The sequence below is a fragment of the Vibrio sp. B172a genome (assembly GCF_030248355.1).
Taxonomy (GTDB): domain Bacteria; phylum Pseudomonadota; class Gammaproteobacteria; order Enterobacterales; family Vibrionaceae; genus Vibrio; species Vibrio owensii.
This window is the reverse complement of the sequence record NZ_JAHGAC010000036.1, coordinates 1-15650: the sequence shown is the minus strand read 5'-3', so window position 1 is coordinate 15650 and position 15650 is coordinate 1. Positions and strand designations below refer to the sequence as shown.

Below are 15650 nucleotides of genomic sequence, written 5' to 3'. Positions count from 1 at the left end.
CCACTAAAGCCTGTGCTTTGCCGCTTATCTGTTGATTTCACCACTTAACTCTTGAGGCAGCCATTCACCCTTAATAACCACCGCTTAATGGTTAATAGAACCACTCAGCCTTAAGTACGACCACTAGGCAAACGATAAAACCACTTAACCGTTATATCGACCACTCGCTTCTCTATTCGACCACTCATCCATAGAGCGAATGCACTTAACAAAAGAGATGAATACCATACATCCTGAGCTTAAAAAATTACCCTACCTAACAAACCAAGGACAATTGCTATGATGTGGTTTCTAACCTGTGTCGCAGCCCTCATCGGCGGATACTTCATCTACGGTGCTTTCGTTGAGAAGATTTTCGGCATCAATGAGAATCGTCAAACGCCAGCTCATACTAAAACGGACGGCGTTGACTACGTTCCAATGTCAACCAAGCGTGTATACCTTGTTCAGCTTCTGAACATCGCAGGTGTTGGTCCTATCTTTGGCCCAATCATGGGTGCCCTATACGGTCCTGCTGCAATGCTTTGGATTGTTGTTGGCTGTATCTTCGCAGGTGCGGTACACGATTACTTCTCAGGCATGCTTTCTGTTCGTAACGGCGGTGCATCAGTACCAACAATTACGGGTCGCTACCTAGGTAATGGCGCAAAACACTTTATGAACATCTTTGCCATTGTCCTATTGCTTCTTGTTGGTGTGGTATTCGTATCAGCGCCAGCAGGCATGATCACAAACCTAATCAACGACCAAACTAGCTTTAGCGTAAGCATGACAACCATGGTTGTGTTGATTTTCGCTTACTACATCATTGCGACAATTGTTCCTGTAGACAAAATCATCGGTCGCTTCTACCCATTGTTTGGCGCGCTTCTGATTTTCATGTCTGTAGGTCTAATGACTGCTATTGCTTTCTCTAGCGAACATACTGTGATGGGTGACTTCCAAGTAAGCGACATGCTGACTAACTTGAACCCGAACGATATGCCTCTTTGGCCTGCACTATTTATCACTATCGCATGTGGTGCTATCTCTGGCTTCCACGCAACTCAGTCTCCACTGATGGCGCGTTGTATGGAAAATGAGAAGAACGGTCGCTTCGTATTCTACGGTGCAATGATTGGTGAAGGCGTTATCGCGCTAATCTGGTGTGCTATCGCTCTGTCTTTCTTCGGCACGCTTGATGGTCTTGCAGAAGCAGTGAAAAACGGTGGTCCTGGTAACGTGGTATACAGCGCTTCATTCGGTCTACTGGGTGTATTCGGTGGTGTGATTGCTTTCCTTGGTGTTGTTATTCTGCCAATCACATCAGGTGACACAGCATTCCGCTCAAGCCGCCTGATTCTTGCTGAGTACTTCGGTATGGAACAGAAAACACTGCGTAACCGTCTTCTAATGGCTCTACCACTGTTCGTTATCGGTGGCATTCTGACTCAAGTAGACTTCGGTATCATCTGGCGCTACTTCGGCTTCGCAAACCAAACAACAGCAGTAATGATGCTTTGGACTGCGTCGGCTTACCTACTACGTCACAACAAACTGCATTGGATTACGACTATCCCAGCAGTATTCATGACTACCGTGTGTGTAACTTTCATTCTAAACAACAGCACGCTAGGTTTTGGTCTGCCAATGCAAATCTCAACCATCGTAGGTATTGTGTTCTCACTAGCGGTTACGGCTTACGTTATCAAGATATCTAAAGGCAAAGGTGAAACTGAGCTAGCAGATGACGAGAAGCCACAAGCAGCCTCAGAAACCGCATAATGAATACCTTCGCTTGCTAACCGATTCATTATCGATGTCTGGATAAACCAAGAGCCTGCCCTTTGCAGGCTCTTTTTGTTTCTCTTCGAAGATTTAATTCACTTACAATAAAAACATCATTTTTAGGTTAGGTTCGTTATGGAACTGGTCATCTCCCTTCTACAACAAATGTGTGTCTACTTAGTGCTGGCTTACATGCTGAGTAAAACGCCGATCATTTTGCCCCTACTGAGCATCTCTTCACGCCTCAGCCATCGGCTCATTTGTTATGTGCTCTTTTCTGGCTTTTGTATCCTAGGCACCTACTTCGGCTTACAGATTAACGACGCCATCGCCAATACTCGCGCTATTGGTGCGGTAATGGGCGGATTATTTGGCGGACCTGTTGTCGGCTTTGCGGTTGGCTTTACTGGCGGCATCCATCGCTATACCTTAGGTGGTTTTACAGACTTAGCCTGTGCTATATCGACCACAGCAGAAGGCTTAATTGGCGGTTTATTGCACGTTTACCTGATTAAACGCAACAAAGGCGCAATGCTGTTTAATCCAAGCGTGGTGTTCAGCGTGACCTTCGTAGCAGAGATCGTACAGATGATTCTGTTGCTTGCCGTTGCCAAACCATTCGACCAAGCCTATGAACTCGTTTCAGCTATTGCTGCCCCAATGATCATCGCTAACTCAGTTGGTGCCGCTCTATTTATGAGTATTCTGCAAGATCGTAAAACCATTTTTGAAAAGTACTCGGCGACCTTTTCCCGCCGAGCATTAAGCATTGCCGACCGCTCAGTTGGTATTCTCAGCACCGGCTTTAACAGCGAGAACGCCGATAAGATTGCCCGAATCATTTATGAAGAAACCAAAGTAGGCGCAGTCGCCATTACTGACCAAGAAAAGATTCTGGCTTTCGTTGGCATCGGTGATGATCACCATAGGCCAAATACTCCAATCTCATCGCAAAGCACACTCGATTCAATGGAGAAGAATGACATTATCTACCTTGATGGCAGTGAGCGCCCTTACCAATGCTCATTAGCGAAAGATTGTAAGTTGGGCTCTGCGCTGATCATTCCTTTGCGCGCGGGTAAAGAAGTGGTGGGCACAATTAAGCTTTACGAACCAAAGCGCAAGCTGTTCTCTACTGCGAACATGTCAATGGCAGAAGGCATTGCTCAGCTTCTATCGAGCCAAATCTTGTATGGCGATTATCAGCAGCAGCAAACCCTACTGGCTCAGGCAGAAATCAAACTGCTGCACGCTCAAGTGAACCCACACTTTTTGTTCAATGCACTTAATACCATCAGTGCCATTACTCGTCGTAACCCTGATAAAGCACGAGAACTGATCCAAAACTTGTCGCACTTCTTCCGCAGTAACTTAAAACAGAACATCAATACGGTGACGCTGAAAGAAGAGTTAGCACATGTGGATTCTTACCTTTCGATTGAGAAAGCGCGTTTTACTGATCGATTGGAAGTCGAGATCGAGATTGAACCAGAACTGCTCGATATCAAGTTACCGAGCTTTACTCTTCAACCGCTAGTTGAGAACGCCATCAAACATGGTATTTCCAATATGCTAGAAGGTGGCAAGGTAAAGATTTACAGTCAAACACACCCGCAAGGCGCACTGATAACGGTTGAGGACAACGCAGGAAGCTACCAGCCGCCAAAAGAGAATCATTCTGGTTTAGGCATGGAAATTGTCGACAAGCGCTTATCGAATCAATTTGGGCGTGATTCAGCGCTAAAAATTACCTATCAGCAGCACCAATTTACTAAAATGAGTTTTATCATTCCCCACTCGCGATAAGCACAGTTAAAACGCATAAAGGTAATTTTGGATGTTAACCGCTCTCGTCATTGATGATGAACAGTTTGCTCGTGAAGAGCTGGCAGAACTATTGGCTGAAACGGGTCACATAGAAGTGATTGGCGATGCGTCAAACGCCATCATGGGGCTTAAGAAAATCAATGAGCTGAAACCGGATGTGGTATTTCTAGATATCCAAATGCCTCAGGTGACGGGCATCGAGCTACTGGGTATGTTAGATCCAGAGACCATGCCCTACGTGGTATTTGTGACCGCTTACGACCAATATGCGATTCAAGCTTTCGAGGACAATGCGTTTGATTACCTACTAAAACCCGTCGATCCATGTCGTTTGACGAAAACAGTAAAACGCCTTAATAAAGTCATGAGTCAATCCGCGCTCACTCAGCAACTGTCTGCCATCGCCCCAGAGAGCCTAGATCAGATTCCTTGCATTGGACACAACCGCATTGTGATCATGGCAACCGAAACGGTTGAGTGTGCTTACAGTGATATCAGTGGAGTGCATGTACGTTCCACCAGCCAAACAGCCAGCACACAGCTCACGCTAAAAACCTTGGAAGAGAAAACCCCTTTGGTACGTTGCCATCGACAGTATCTGGTTAGCATCAAAGCCATCAGCGAGATCAAGTTATTAGAAAACGGATTGGCCGAAATCATTACCAAAACAGGTTTTGAGATCCCGGTGAGCCGTCGTTACCTAAAGGTGCTCAAAGAGCTTTTAGGTATCAGTCACTAAGCGCAAATTCTGTCGAAATCGTGTAGAAATGCCCAATAAAAAAGGCGACCTTGTGGTCGCCTTTTTGGTGTTTGATTCGTCTTAATCGACTTGCTTGATTTGCAGTTCTTTTGGTACTTCGAAGAACATGTTCTCTTCACGACCAAGCACTTCATCAACGGCTTCTGCGCCAACCAACTCTTTAATGCGATCTAAGATTTGATTCACCAACTCTTCTGGTGCAGATGCACCCGCCGTCACGCCAACTTTTACTTTACCCTCAAACCACTCAGGCATGATGTCTTCTGGGCAATCTGTTAGGTAACCTAGTGTGCCTAGCTTTTCAGCCAGTTCTTTTAAACGTGTTGAGTTCGATGAGTTTTTAGAACCCACAACAACCATCACATCTACATCAGCAGATAGCTCACGCACCGCATCTTGGCGGTTTTGCGTCGCGTAACAGATGTCATCTTTACGAGGACCTTGAATGTCTGGGAATACGCGGCGTAGCTCTTCAATTACGTCAGCGGTTTCATCAACAGACAGTGTCGTTTGGCTCACGTAGTGCAGATCCGATGGATCTTTCACGATCGCTTTTAGCTTCTCAACATCGGCTGGCGTTTCCACAAGGTACATGCCGCCTGTATCACTTGAATACTGACCCATAGTGCCTTCCACCTCAGGGTGACCAGCATGACCGATAAGTACCACTTCCATATTGCGGCGGCTTGCACGTGCCACTTCCATATGTACTTTGGTTACCAACGGACAGGTCGCATCGAATACCGTTAGATCACGGGACTTCGCTTCTTGACGAACAGCTTGGGATACACCATGAGCGGAGAAAATCACAATGTTGTTGTCTGGCACTTCGTGCAGTTCTTCAACGAAGATAGCACCACGCTGTTTTAGACCTTCAACCACAAAACGGTTATGCACCACTTCATGTCGAACATAGATAGGTGGCTGATACATCTCTAGCGCACGCTCTACGATGCTAATCGCGCGGTCAACACCAGCACAGAAACCACGTGGGTTAGCTAACAGGATTTTCATTTCATTGCTCATGGAAGTTATCTTTTATTTGGTTCGCTATTCTACTGACAAAATTTCGACTTCGAAAGTCACGTCTTGTCCCGCGAGTGGATGGTTGAAGTCCACAGTTACTGAGTCGCCAGCAATCTCAGTAATGATGCCCGGGATTTCCATTCCATCAGGACCGCTAAATGCCATGATTGTGCCGACTTCAACTTCCGCTTCGCCAACAAATTTAGTGCGGTCCATATGGTGGATATGGTCTGGGTTTGGCATGCCAAAAGCGTCCGCCGCTTTTAGTTCAATTGCCTTTTGTTCGCCTACTTGTAAGCCTAGTAGGCATTGCTCAAAGTTCTCACTCAAGCTGCCATCGCCCATAATGAACTTAGCAGGCTTGCCCATATTATGTGTGCTGTCCGCTACAGAGCCATCTTGCATTTTGATGGTGAAGTGCAGCGTTACTGCTGAATCTTGATTTATTGTTGTCACGTTACTGCTTCCTTGTTCTTGGGTTTCCTGCGCTCTATCTGATCACGTACTGTGATTGCTTTTTATTGTACGAAGATGCGCGGATTGGGCTCCAACATAATAAAAAGCGTCGTCCGAATCAACGGACGACGCTTAGGGTTATTCGATATATCGCAAAAGATTACTTGTCAGCGTCCTTTTTGCGGAAGCCATCAAGAATGATCATTGCCGCACCAATACAGATAGTTGTATCTGCAAGGTTGAATGCTGGCCAGTGGTAGTTACCCCAGAAGAAGTCTAGGTAATCAACAACAAAGCCGTGAACAACACGGTCAAACACGTTGCCCACTGCACCACCAATAATCAGTGCGTAAGCGATGTTGTTCCATTTTTCTTTGGCTGGAAGCTTGCTCATCCAGTAGGTCAAAAGACCTGTAACAACAAACGCGATGCCTGTGAACAACCAGCGCTGCCAACCCGCTTGATCGCTCAAGAAGCTGAATGCTGCACCGTAGTTATGAACATAAAGTAGGTTGAAGAATGGCAGCACCTCAATTCGGTTTGCCCATCCGTAGCCCATGTTGTCCATCACCACCAATTTGATGCCAATATCTGCAATAAATACCAGAATTGCTAACCACAGCCAGCGAACTCCAGATTGCTTTAACGTCAGTGCTTTTTCACTCATTACTTTACCTACAAACAGCCCCAGTAAATACTGGGGCTGTTAATTTTAAAAAAAGTTCAGTCGTTCTAGGCAATTACGCGAATTTACGTACTTCACCTTCGCCGTCTACGTTAGACACACAACGACCACAGATCTTCTCGTGACCTTCGATTGTGCCTACGTCTGGCGTGTGGTGCCAACAACGGTCACACTTCTCGCCTTCAGCTGCTGCTACTTCAACAAACAAGCCTTCGATATCTGTCGCTTGTGCTGCATCCGTCTTCTCACCTAGAGGCTTAACTTTCGCAGCAGATGTTAGTAGAACAAAGCGCAGTTCATCTTCAAGTTTGTTGATCTTCGCCGCTAGTGCGTCATCAGCAAATAGAGTCACTTCAGCTTGTAGTGCACCACCGATGGTTTTCTCTTTACGCGCATCTTCTAGAAGTTTGTTTACTGCACCACGAACCGCTTGGATCTCAGTCCAGAATTCGTTGTTCAGCTCTTCACCTTCAGCAAGACCGAATAGACCGTCGAACCACTCACCAGTGAATACGAACTTGTCGCGTTGACCTGGCATTTCGTTCCAGATTTCATCTGCAGTGAACGACATGATTGGCGCCATCCAACGAACTAGCGCTTCTACGATGTAGTAAAGTGCTGTCTGACAGCTACGTTGAGCGTTGCCGCCACGTTTTGCTGTGTACTGACGGTCTTTAATTACGTCTAGGTAGAAAGAGCCCATTTCGATTGAACAGAATTGCATTAGACGCTGAGTTACACCGTGTGTGTTGTACTCTTCGTATGCCTTAACGATCTCTTCTTGTGCTGCTAGTGCACGACCAACCGCCCAGCGATCTAGCGCAACCATCTCTTCAACAGGAACGATGTCTGTTTCAGGGTTGAAGCCGCTTAGGTTAGCAAGGAAGAAACGCGCTGTGTTACGGATACGACGGTACGCATCTGCGCTGCGTTTTAGGATTTCATCAGAAACCGCAACTTCACCAGTGTAGTCTGTTGAAGCAACCCATAGACGAAGAATGTCAGCACCTAGCTTGTTCGTTACGTCTTTTGGCGCAACCACGTTACCGATAGATTTAGACATCTTACGACCGTGACCATCAACCACGAAACCGTGTGTCAGTACTTGTTTGTAAGGCGCTTCGTCTTTCATCGCGATAGATGAAATTAGAGAAGACTGGAACCAACCACGGTGTTGGTCAGAACCTTCTAGGTATAGGTCTGCACTGTTGCCGTTGTACTCCTCACGAGCATCAACAACTGAGAAGTGAGTTACACCTGAATCGAACCATACGTCTAGCGTATCTAGTACTTTTTCGTATTGCTCCGCGTCTGCACCTAGCAGTTCAGCTGCATCGACATCCCACCATGCTTGGATGCCTTTCTCTTCAACCAGCTTAGCGACTTTCTCGATCAGCTCTAGCGTGTTTGGATGAAGTTCTGCTGTTTCTTTATGAACAAACAGAGCAATTGGCACACCCCAAGTACGTTGACGAGAGATACACCACTCAGGGCGACCTTCGATCATGCCTTCGATGCGGCTTTGACCCCACTCAGGCATCCACTCTACGTTCTTGATTGACTCTAGTGCTTTAGCACGTAGGCCAGCTTGGTCCATAGAAACGAACCATTGAGGCGTAGCACGGAAGATGATTGGAGTCTTATGACGCCAACAGTGTGGGTAGCTGTGCTCGTAAGCGTGGTGGTGTAGTAGTGCACCTTTTTCTTTCAGTACTTCTACTACCGCATCGTTCGCTTTAAATACGTGCTGACCAGCAAACAGCTCAGTGTCTGGTAGGTAAACACCGTTTGAACCAACTGGGTTTGCTACTTCTAGGTTGTACTTATTACCAACCGCGAAGTCTTCTTGACCGTGACCAGGTGCAGTGTGAACAACACCAGTACCTGAATCAGTTGTAACGTGATCACCAAGGATCGCCGGTACAGTGAAATCGTAGAATGGGTGTTGGAATTGAGAAAGCTCAAGATCCGCACCTTTAGCAAAGCCAAGGTTGTGGAAGTGCTCGATACCTGCACGGTCCATTACGTCTTTCGCCAGCTCAGCAGCAACGATGATACGCTCAGCGTTGTCGCCTTCTGTTTGGATAAGTACGTACTCTAGATCATCACGTAGACATACTGCGCGGTTTGCAGGCAGTGTCCAAGGTGTTGTTGTCCAGATAACGATAGATACGTCACCGTGACCTTCATGACCTTCTGTCAGTTCAAACTTAGATAGCAGCGCCGCTTCGTCAGCCGCTTTAAAACGAACGTCGATAGATGGCGATACTTTATCTTTGTACTCAACTTCAGCTTCAGCCAGTGCTGAGCCACAGTCTGTACACCAGTGAACTGGTTTAAAACCTTTCAGTAGGTGACCTTTGCTTGCGATCTTACCAAGAGCACGGATGATGTTCGCTTCTGTTGCGAAATCCATTGTGCGGTATGGCTTGTCCCACTCACCCATGATGCCAAGACGCTTGAAGCTCTCTTTTTGACCTTCAACCTGACCTGCAGCGTACTCACGACATTTCTCGCGGAACTCAGCTGCTGTCACTTTTTGACCTGGTTTGCCGACTTTCTTCTCTACCATCAATTCGATTGGTAGACCGTGGCAGTCCCAGCCTGGGATGTAAGGTGCGTCAAAACCTGAAAGTGTTTTGGATTTAATAATAATGTCTTTAAGAATCTTGTTTAGTGCGTGACCAATGTGAATGTCACCGTTCGCATAAGGAGGGCCATCGTGCAGTACGAATGACTTTTTGCCTTTTTTAGCTTTACGGATTTCACCGTAAAGATCTTCTTTGTACCAACGCTTAAGCATTTCTGGCTCACGATTAGCCAGGTTGCCGCGCATTGGAAACCCTGTTTCAGGTAAGTTCAGGGTATCTTTATACTCACTCATCGATTCTTAATTCCGTTATATTGGGCGAAAATTAGACATTATGTTGAACGGTGGAATAAACCGCTCAACGCTTAAGCTGACGCAGCCACACCCTTGCTGCTTCAGCATCCAATACGATTTGTTGTTTAAGTGCTTCAAACGACTCAAACTTTTGCTCGTCTCTAAGTTTATGCAAAAGTTTCACTTCTAGCTGTTTACCATATAAATCAGCATGAAAGTCGAATAAGTGTACTTCTAACTGTTGGCGAACACCATTAACTGTCGGTCGTTGACCAATGTTAGCGACGCCACCAATCGGCTTATCTCCTAAGCCAAGCGCTTGAACAACATAGACTCCGGAAACCGGAGAAACACAGCGCTTCAACGGAATATTTGCCGTTGGGAACCCAATGGTTCGACCTAGCTTTCTTCCGTGTGAAACACGACCGCTGATGCTGTAATCTCTTCCCAGCATCTCTTGCGCGGAATGCAAATCATCACGAGCCAGCGCTTTGCGAATAGCAGTGCTACTCACTCGTAATTGCTGTAAACAAAAGCTTTGGGTACTTACGACTTCAAAGCCGTATTTTTCCCCTGCTTCTTGTAACATCGCAAAATTACCTGTTCGACCTTTGCCGAAACAGAAATCATCACCAATGACAAGAAACTTAACACCCAATCGACCAACCAACAAGTCACGGATAAACTCTTCCGCCGTTAGGTCAGCAAAATGACGATTGAAGTTAACGCAAAGCAAGCGATCAATGTCGAGCTTACTCAGCTGAACAAATTTATCACGCAGTCGCGTTAACCTCGCAGGTGCCTTATCTCGAGCAAACAGCTCCATAGGCTGAGGTTCAAAGGTCATCACAACCGAAGGCAACGAAAGTTTCTCCGCTTGCTCAGACACTTGCTGCAATACTTGTTGATGGCCTCTATGTACGCCATCGAAATTGCCAATAGTCAGCACGCAACCATGATGGCGCGACTTGATATTGTGAATGCCTCTGATCAGTTCCATTGGATACTGCTTTATGCCTCTGTTTTTACTTTGCACTGTGTGAAACTGACGGATTATATACCAATCAACCTTATTCTGTCCCAGCTTTTAGGTCTTTTAAACGTACGCCGAGTAAAAACACAACGGCTAGGTAAACGACAGCACCAAGTCCAATCAACATTCCTAGCACGCCACTACGATGAGCAAAGCTCCAATCCAACCACACAGACATGTCTTCAAGTTGCCATAAGATAGCCGCAACCATCGCTGCACCAGCTATCACCAAACGTATAATAAAGAAGACAGTTCGCTTAGTGATTTGGTACACACCGGCAATGTGCAAGCCGCGGTATAGCAGCGCCATGTTTACAAAAGCAGAAAGCGCCGTTGCGATAGCAAGACCAACGTAACCGTAGAAGTATGCAAAGATCGCGTTGAAGACCATATTCGTCACCATTGCAATGATGCCGTACTTCACTGGTGTTTTGGTGTCTTGACGCGAGTAGTAACCTGGCGCAAGCACTTTAATCAGCATGAAGTTAAGCAAACCTGATGCATACGCTAATAAAGAGAGAGAGGCTTGATGTACGTCTTGCGGAGAAAACTCACCGCGCATGAATAACACCATCAACATTGGCTTTGCTAGTACCATCAAACCAAGCATTGCAGGGATACCTAGTAAGGTAACCATACGTACGCCCCAATCCATGGTGTGTGCGAAACCTTCACTGTGTGCGTCTACGTGTTTACGTGATAGTGCAGGAAGAATCACCGTGGCAATCGCGATACCAAACAGACCTAATGGGAATTCCAATAAGCGATCGGAATAGTACAACCAACTGATCGAACCGGTTTGTAGGAAACTGGCAATAAAGGTATCAAACAGTAAGTTGATTTGGCTTACCGACACACCAAACAGAGCAGGAATCATTAGGGTACGGATCTTCACCACACCCGGATCGCGCCAGCCCCATTTAGGCTTAACCATCACTCCCGCTTTAATAAGGAAGGGAATCTGGAATAGAAACTGAACAAGGCCACCTAGCAATACGCCAATCGCAAGGCCGATTTCTGGTTGCGACATCTGAGGCGAAATAAACCACGCCGCCAAAATGATCATCACGTTGAGGAAGACAGGCGTAAAAGAAGAGACCGCAAACTTACCTAAGGTATTGAGGATCGCACCAGAAAGCGCAACAAAAGTGATGAACCATAAATAAGGAAAGGTAATCTTGAGCATGACGCTAGCAAGTTCGAACTTCTCAGCTGCCGGGCCGCCATGCATCCAGTCTAGGAACCAACCAAAACCAAACAGCGCGGTCACCACACCGGAACCCAAAACCCCGAGTATGGTAACAATAGAAACAATCACGCCTAGCGTACCGGCCGCACGAGCAATCAACTCGCGGGTTTTATCCATATCCCCTTGTGCGTGACTTTCGGTTAGTACAGGCACAAAGGCTTGAGAAAACGCGCCTTCAGCAAACAGACGGCGTAAAAAGTTAGGGATTTTATTGGCAAAGAAGAAGACGTCGGCACTCGCGCCTGCACCCATCAAGTTTGCTACTACCACATCACGAACTAAACCTAGGACGCGCGAAATTAATGTCATGGCACTGACGATCATGCCAGACTTGAGCAGTCGTTTACTCACTGTAACCTCGGAATATCACCAAAAGATAGCCAACCCTATTCCTCTAAGCCTTTGAAAGCTACAAATGGGCGTTAAAAATATATCCGTTTATTGTTAGATCTAGGCGGATAATTATTAGCAATGGTCTAAAAATGCTGTTAGAATCCCCGCCATCTTAACCGCGATGACCTTTGTTACCAAAATTTGTTTTGGTTTCGATTGGTTTTTGCACAAATCATTTGACATTTAGGCGCAAATGAGGGATAGTCCTCGCCCTTAAATTGTCATAGAAATAAGTTTTTGGGAGTTAGACCCTTGGCAAATAGTAAATCTGCTAAGAAGCGCGCTATCCAAGCTGAGAAACGTCGTCAGCACAATGCTAGCCGTCGCTCAATGATGCGTACTTACATGAAGAAAACTGTTGCTGCTATCGAAGCAGGCGACAAAGAAGCTGCAACTGCTGCATTCGCTGCAGTTACACCTATCCTAGACCGTATGGCGACTAAAGGCCTTGTTCATAAGAACAAAGCAGCACGTCATAAGTCTCGTTTCGCTGCACAAATCAAAGCTCTTTAATAGAAACTTGATTTTACAGTGAAGAAAAAACCGGCTCTTGCCGGTTTTTTTATATCTAAAATTTGTGTAGCTCGAATTCAAGACAATAAAAAAGCTGGCAATGCCAGCTTTTCTTGTATGTGACCTGTCATCACATGGCTTCTGCACAATAAAGACCATGAAGTGTTTGGATTAATGCCTTCACTTCATCACTCTTTAATGTGTAGTACACCGTTTGTGCTTCTTTTCGTGTCGCAACCAATTCATCGCGTCGAAGCCAAGCTAAGTGTTGAGACAATGCCGACTGGCTCAACTCAAGTTTTGCGCAAAGTTCTCCAACCGAAAGCTCTTGGTTATGCAGCATGCACAGGATTTGTAGGCGTCTTTCATTTGCCATTGCTTTGAGCAACACGACAGCTTTAGCGGAGTTTTTCTCCATTTCTTGTAGATTCATCTGCAGGACCTCTAGCTACAACTTACTTTCCCCAACCCTGGCCAGTTTGTTGTGTTACAAAGATTTTATAATTTCGAGTTATAATTTTGTCGATAGTAATCTATTTATTTGCGCAACGGAACGTGTTCATTCAAACATTTGGCTAAAATCTGCATCGCAAACGTTCTTTACTGCTGGGTGTTGGATCATTCGCTCAGCAAAAATGACGTAATACTCTTCTTTAAGGTCGTCTACATGACCGATCAGCTGCAAATTACGGTCATCTTCAATCTCCGACATATAAACCGTCGGTGCCAAGAAAATCACATCATCACGGTAACGAGCAAAAGCTTTCATTAGCGCTACGTCATCAAACTCACCGAGAACATCAGGTTGCAACCCTTGGCGATCAAACCATTGAAGAACTTTACGTCCCATTGCGGTTCGGCTAGCAGGAATGAGTAGTTTTTTCTTTTCAAGGATTTCAGGGAACTTCACATCGGCGATTTCAGAGGAAGCAAAAAAGCTCATACTGCTTTCGCCAAGCTTTTTACTGTACAAGCCAGGACTTTGTGTCGAATCTACCGGGCAATCGGAAAGTATCATGTCGAGCTTATGTTGCGACAAACGTTCTAGTAGTAGTTCGTGCGTCGACTCGTAACAGCGTAAGTGAATGCTGTTATCTTCCGGTACTGTCGTCATTAATACTTTGCTAACGAGTCGCTTTGACAATGCATCGGCGACACCGACTTCAAATAGGATATTGGAATGCTGGCTATAGTTGACGATATCAAGCATCTCGTAGCTCAAACCAAACATACGATCCGCATATTTAAATACCAATTGTCCAAGCTCTGTTGGCTCAACCGTTCGCCCGTTCCGCTTGGTCAACTTCCCCTTCATACGGTCTTCAAGTGCTTTAATTTGCCCTGTAACAGTTTGCGGCGTGAGAAATAATGCATCTGCTGCTTTTGTTACTGACCCTTGTTTGCACACCATCCAGAAGTAATAAAGGTGGTTGTAATTTAAATGTGACATAGCCAAGCCCTATAAAGAAGATGACACTTTTTATATCAAATGTGACAACGACAAACAATAAGTTCGACAAAACCTACATAAAACTCAAATTAAAAGAGTTTTACCGAATATATCAGTTTCACACTGTCATAAAACTTGAAGCCAAACGCACTTTTTTAATCTTCTCTTAAAACTCGTTAACAAAACAAAATCCACACAAAACAAAGTAAAATCAACAACTTATTTAGTTGTGAATTTTTCTTCACGAACAACTATCAAAAAGAATAATAAAAATTCTCCATAGAAACCGAACTGTAATATTACTGAAATATTTCATCTCTAACATCGCCCTCAGTTTCAACAACAGACCAAATAAACGAACTGAAAGGTCCACGGAGAAAATTATGATGAACCAAGCTACTTCTACAGCAGCACCAATCTCGAGCACGACTCGCTGGTTACGCTGGGCTAACTTGGCATTCATGTTGTATCTGCTTCTTCTAGCAGTATCTATGGTTGGTAGCGGCTTCAAATGGGCAACTGGCGATCAAGCTAAAGTACTCTTTGAATTTGCGTCTCACCCAGTCGCAGGTCTAATGATCGGTTTGGTGGCTACAGCACTGATCCAATCTTCAAGTACCGTAACTTCTATTATTGTAGGTTTGGTTGCAGGTGGTCTACCTGTAGAAACCGCTATCCCTATGGTAATGGGTGCTAACATCGGTACAACCGTAACAAACACACTTGTTTCGCTTGGCCACGTACGTTGTAAAGAAGAATTCAAACGTGCATTCGCTAGCGCAACAATCCACGACTTCTTCAACCTACTTGCGGTACTGATCTTCCTACCATTGGAAATGATGTTCGGCATCCTAGAGAAAATTTCTCACTGGTTGGTATCACCTCTACTAAAAACAGGTGATATGAGCATGGGTGGTTTTGACTTCATCAAGCCAATCACTAAGCCTGTAGTAAGCGCGATTAAAGAGCCTCTATCTACATTTGGTGACACCATGGGTGGTGTAGCACTAATCGCTCTAGGTATCGGTACTATCTTCGTAGCTATCACTGTTATGGGTAAGCTAATGAAGAGCCTAATGGTTGGTCGTGCTCGTGACATTCTTAAGAACGCAATCGGTCGTGGTCCTATTCACGGTATCGTATCGGGTTCTGTAGTAACTGTTCTTGTTCAGTCTTCATCTACGACAACAAGCCTAATGGTTCCACTAGTAGGCTCAGGTGTTCTAAAAGTACGTGACATCTACCCGTTCACTCTAGGTGCAAACATCGGTACATGTATCACGGCTCTACTAGCAGCAACAGCGGTATCTGGCGAGTTCGCAGTATTCGCACTACAGATTGCACTAGTACACCTAACGTTCAATATTCTGGCGACACTGTTCATCTTCGGTATCCCGTTCCTACGTGAGATTCCTGTGAAATGTGCAGAAGTAATTTCAGAAATGGCTATTAAGAACAAAGCAGTTGTAGCAGGTTACCTACTAGCAGTGTTCATCGTGCTACCAGGCTCTATCCTTGCTCTGACAGCATAATAATAAGATTACCATCGCTTATTTTAGGCTCCACTTCGGTGGGGCCTTTTTCGTTTTGGAGAAGCGAGAAGCGAG

At 45.5% G+C, this 15650-nt stretch carries 13 protein-coding genes; 5 read left to right on the top strand and 8 right to left on the bottom strand.

Annotated features, from left to right (window positions below; all coding sequences use genetic code 11):
* Nucleotides 1–279: 279 nt before the first annotated feature.
* From KIT90_RS26280 to btsR, 3 genes are all read left to right on the top strand, one after another.
* Nucleotides 280–1764: a carbon starvation protein A gene (locus tag KIT90_RS26280; protein WP_005440585.1), complete on the top strand. Its 1485-nt coding sequence runs from the start codon at nucleotides 280–282 to the stop codon at nucleotides 1762–1764.
* A gap of 138 nt (nucleotides 1765–1902) precedes the next feature.
* A complete protein-coding gene (locus tag KIT90_RS26275; RefSeq protein ID WP_285379505.1) occupies nucleotides 1903–3573 on the top strand; it encodes a sensor histidine kinase in 1671 nt (556 codons plus the stop codon).
* A gap of 31 nt (nucleotides 3574–3604) precedes the next feature.
* Nucleotides 3605–4333: a two-component system response regulator BtsR gene (gene btsR / locus KIT90_RS26270; protein WP_005440579.1), complete on the top strand. Its 729-nt coding sequence runs from the start codon at nucleotides 3605–3607 to the stop codon at nucleotides 4331–4333.
* Nucleotides 4334–4414: 81 nt separating this feature from the next.
* Here btsR and ispH read toward each other — a convergent pair whose 3' ends face one another.
* The 6 genes from ispH to murJ form a co-directional block, all read right to left on the bottom strand.
* Entirely contained in the window at nucleotides 4415–5380 is a 966-nt protein-coding gene (gene ispH / locus KIT90_RS26265; protein WP_285379503.1) for a 4-hydroxy-3-methylbut-2-enyl diphosphate reductase, read from the bottom strand.
* Between the two features lie 24 nt (nucleotides 5381–5404).
* Complete coding sequence (gene fkpB / locus KIT90_RS26260) at nucleotides 5405–5836, bottom strand: FKBP-type peptidyl-prolyl cis-trans isomerase (RefSeq protein ID WP_009707691.1); 432 nt, start codon at nucleotides 5834–5836, stop codon at nucleotides 5405–5407.
* Between the two features lie 160 nt (nucleotides 5837–5996).
* The gene (lspA, locus tag KIT90_RS26255) at nucleotides 5997–6503 is read right to left on the bottom strand and encodes a signal peptidase II (RefSeq protein ID WP_005440576.1); all 507 of its coding nucleotides are present in this window, start codon (nucleotides 6501–6503) and stop codon (nucleotides 5997–5999) included.
* A 73-nt stretch (nucleotides 6504–6576) separates the two neighbouring features.
* Nucleotides 6577–9405, bottom strand: a complete 2829-nt coding sequence (gene ileS, locus KIT90_RS26250; RefSeq protein WP_285379500.1) for an isoleucine--tRNA ligase — start codon at nucleotides 9403–9405, stop codon at nucleotides 6577–6579.
* 64 nt (nucleotides 9406–9469) lie between these two features.
* Nucleotides 9470–10405 carry a bifunctional riboflavin kinase/FAD synthetase gene (ribF, locus tag KIT90_RS26245; protein ID WP_033006234.1) on the bottom strand — a complete coding sequence of 312 codons (936 nt, stop codon included), beginning with the start codon at nucleotides 10403–10405 and terminating at the stop codon, nucleotides 9470–9472.
* A gap of 70 nt (nucleotides 10406–10475) precedes the next feature.
* A complete protein-coding gene (gene murJ, locus KIT90_RS26240; protein WP_009707694.1) occupies nucleotides 10476–12038 on the bottom strand; it encodes a murein biosynthesis integral membrane protein MurJ in 1563 nt (520 codons plus the stop codon).
* Between the two features lie 294 nt (nucleotides 12039–12332).
* Here murJ and rpsT point away from each other — a divergent pair, with 294 nt between their 5' ends.
* Nucleotides 12333–12593 (top strand): 30S ribosomal protein S20, encoded by a 261-nt coding sequence (gene rpsT / locus KIT90_RS26235; RefSeq protein ID WP_005440571.1) that lies wholly within the window; start codon nucleotides 12333–12335, stop codon nucleotides 12591–12593.
* A gap of 130 nt (nucleotides 12594–12723) precedes the next feature.
* Here the strand turns inward: rpsT and KIT90_RS26230 are convergent, their stop codons facing one another.
* Both KIT90_RS26230 and nhaR read right to left on the bottom strand, forming a co-directional pair.
* Nucleotides 12724–13026 carry a metalloregulator ArsR/SmtB family transcription factor gene (locus KIT90_RS26230; protein ID WP_005440568.1) on the bottom strand — a complete coding sequence of 101 codons (303 nt, stop codon included), beginning with the start codon at nucleotides 13024–13026 and terminating at the stop codon, nucleotides 12724–12726.
* Nucleotides 13027–13152: 126 nt separating this feature from the next.
* A complete protein-coding gene (gene nhaR, locus KIT90_RS26225; protein WP_009707695.1) occupies nucleotides 13153–14043 on the bottom strand; it encodes a transcriptional activator NhaR in 891 nt (296 codons plus the stop codon).
* 386 nt (nucleotides 14044–14429) lie between these two features.
* Here nhaR and KIT90_RS26220 point away from each other — a divergent pair, with 386 nt between their 5' ends.
* Nucleotides 14430–15575, top strand: coding sequence for a Na/Pi symporter (locus KIT90_RS26220; RefSeq protein ID WP_027726695.1), 1146 nt, complete (start codon nucleotides 14430–14432; stop codon nucleotides 15573–15575).
* The last annotated feature ends 75 nt before the right edge of the window (nucleotides 15576–15650 follow it).

Excerpts from the sequence above, each read along its gene's own strand:
- KIT90_RS26280 (WP_005440585.1), top strand. The coding sequence starts at position 280 with ATGATGTGGTTTCTAACCTGTGTCGCAGCCCTCATCGGCGGATACTTC.
- KIT90_RS26230 (WP_005440568.1), bottom strand. The coding sequence starts at position 13,026 with ATGAATCTACAAGAAATGGAGAAAAACTCCGCTAAAGCTGTCGTGTTG.
- btsR (WP_005440579.1), top strand. The coding sequence starts at position 3,605 with ATGTTAACCGCTCTCGTCATTGATGATGAACAGTTTGCTCGTGAAGAG.
- ribF (WP_033006234.1), bottom strand. The coding sequence starts at position 10,405 with ATGGAACTGATCAGAGGCATTCACAATATCAAGTCGCGCCATCATGGT.
- KIT90_RS26275 (WP_285379505.1), top strand. The coding sequence starts at position 1,903 with ATGGAACTGGTCATCTCCCTTCTACAACAAATGTGTGTCTACTTAGTG.
- ispH (WP_285379503.1), bottom strand. The coding sequence starts at position 5,380 with ATGAGCAATGAAATGAAAATCCTGTTAGCTAACCCACGTGGTTTCTGT.
- ileS (WP_285379500.1), bottom strand. The coding sequence starts at position 9,405 with ATGAGTGAGTATAAAGATACCCTGAACTTACCTGAAACAGGGTTTCCA.
- nhaR (WP_009707695.1), bottom strand. The coding sequence starts at position 14,043 with ATGTCACATTTAAATTACAACCACCTTTATTACTTCTGGATGGTGTGC.
- lspA (WP_005440576.1), bottom strand. The coding sequence starts at position 6,503 with ATGAGTGAAAAAGCACTGACGTTAAAGCAATCTGGAGTTCGCTGGCTG.
- KIT90_RS26220 (WP_027726695.1), top strand. The coding sequence starts at position 14,430 with ATGAACCAAGCTACTTCTACAGCAGCACCAATCTCGAGCACGACTCGC.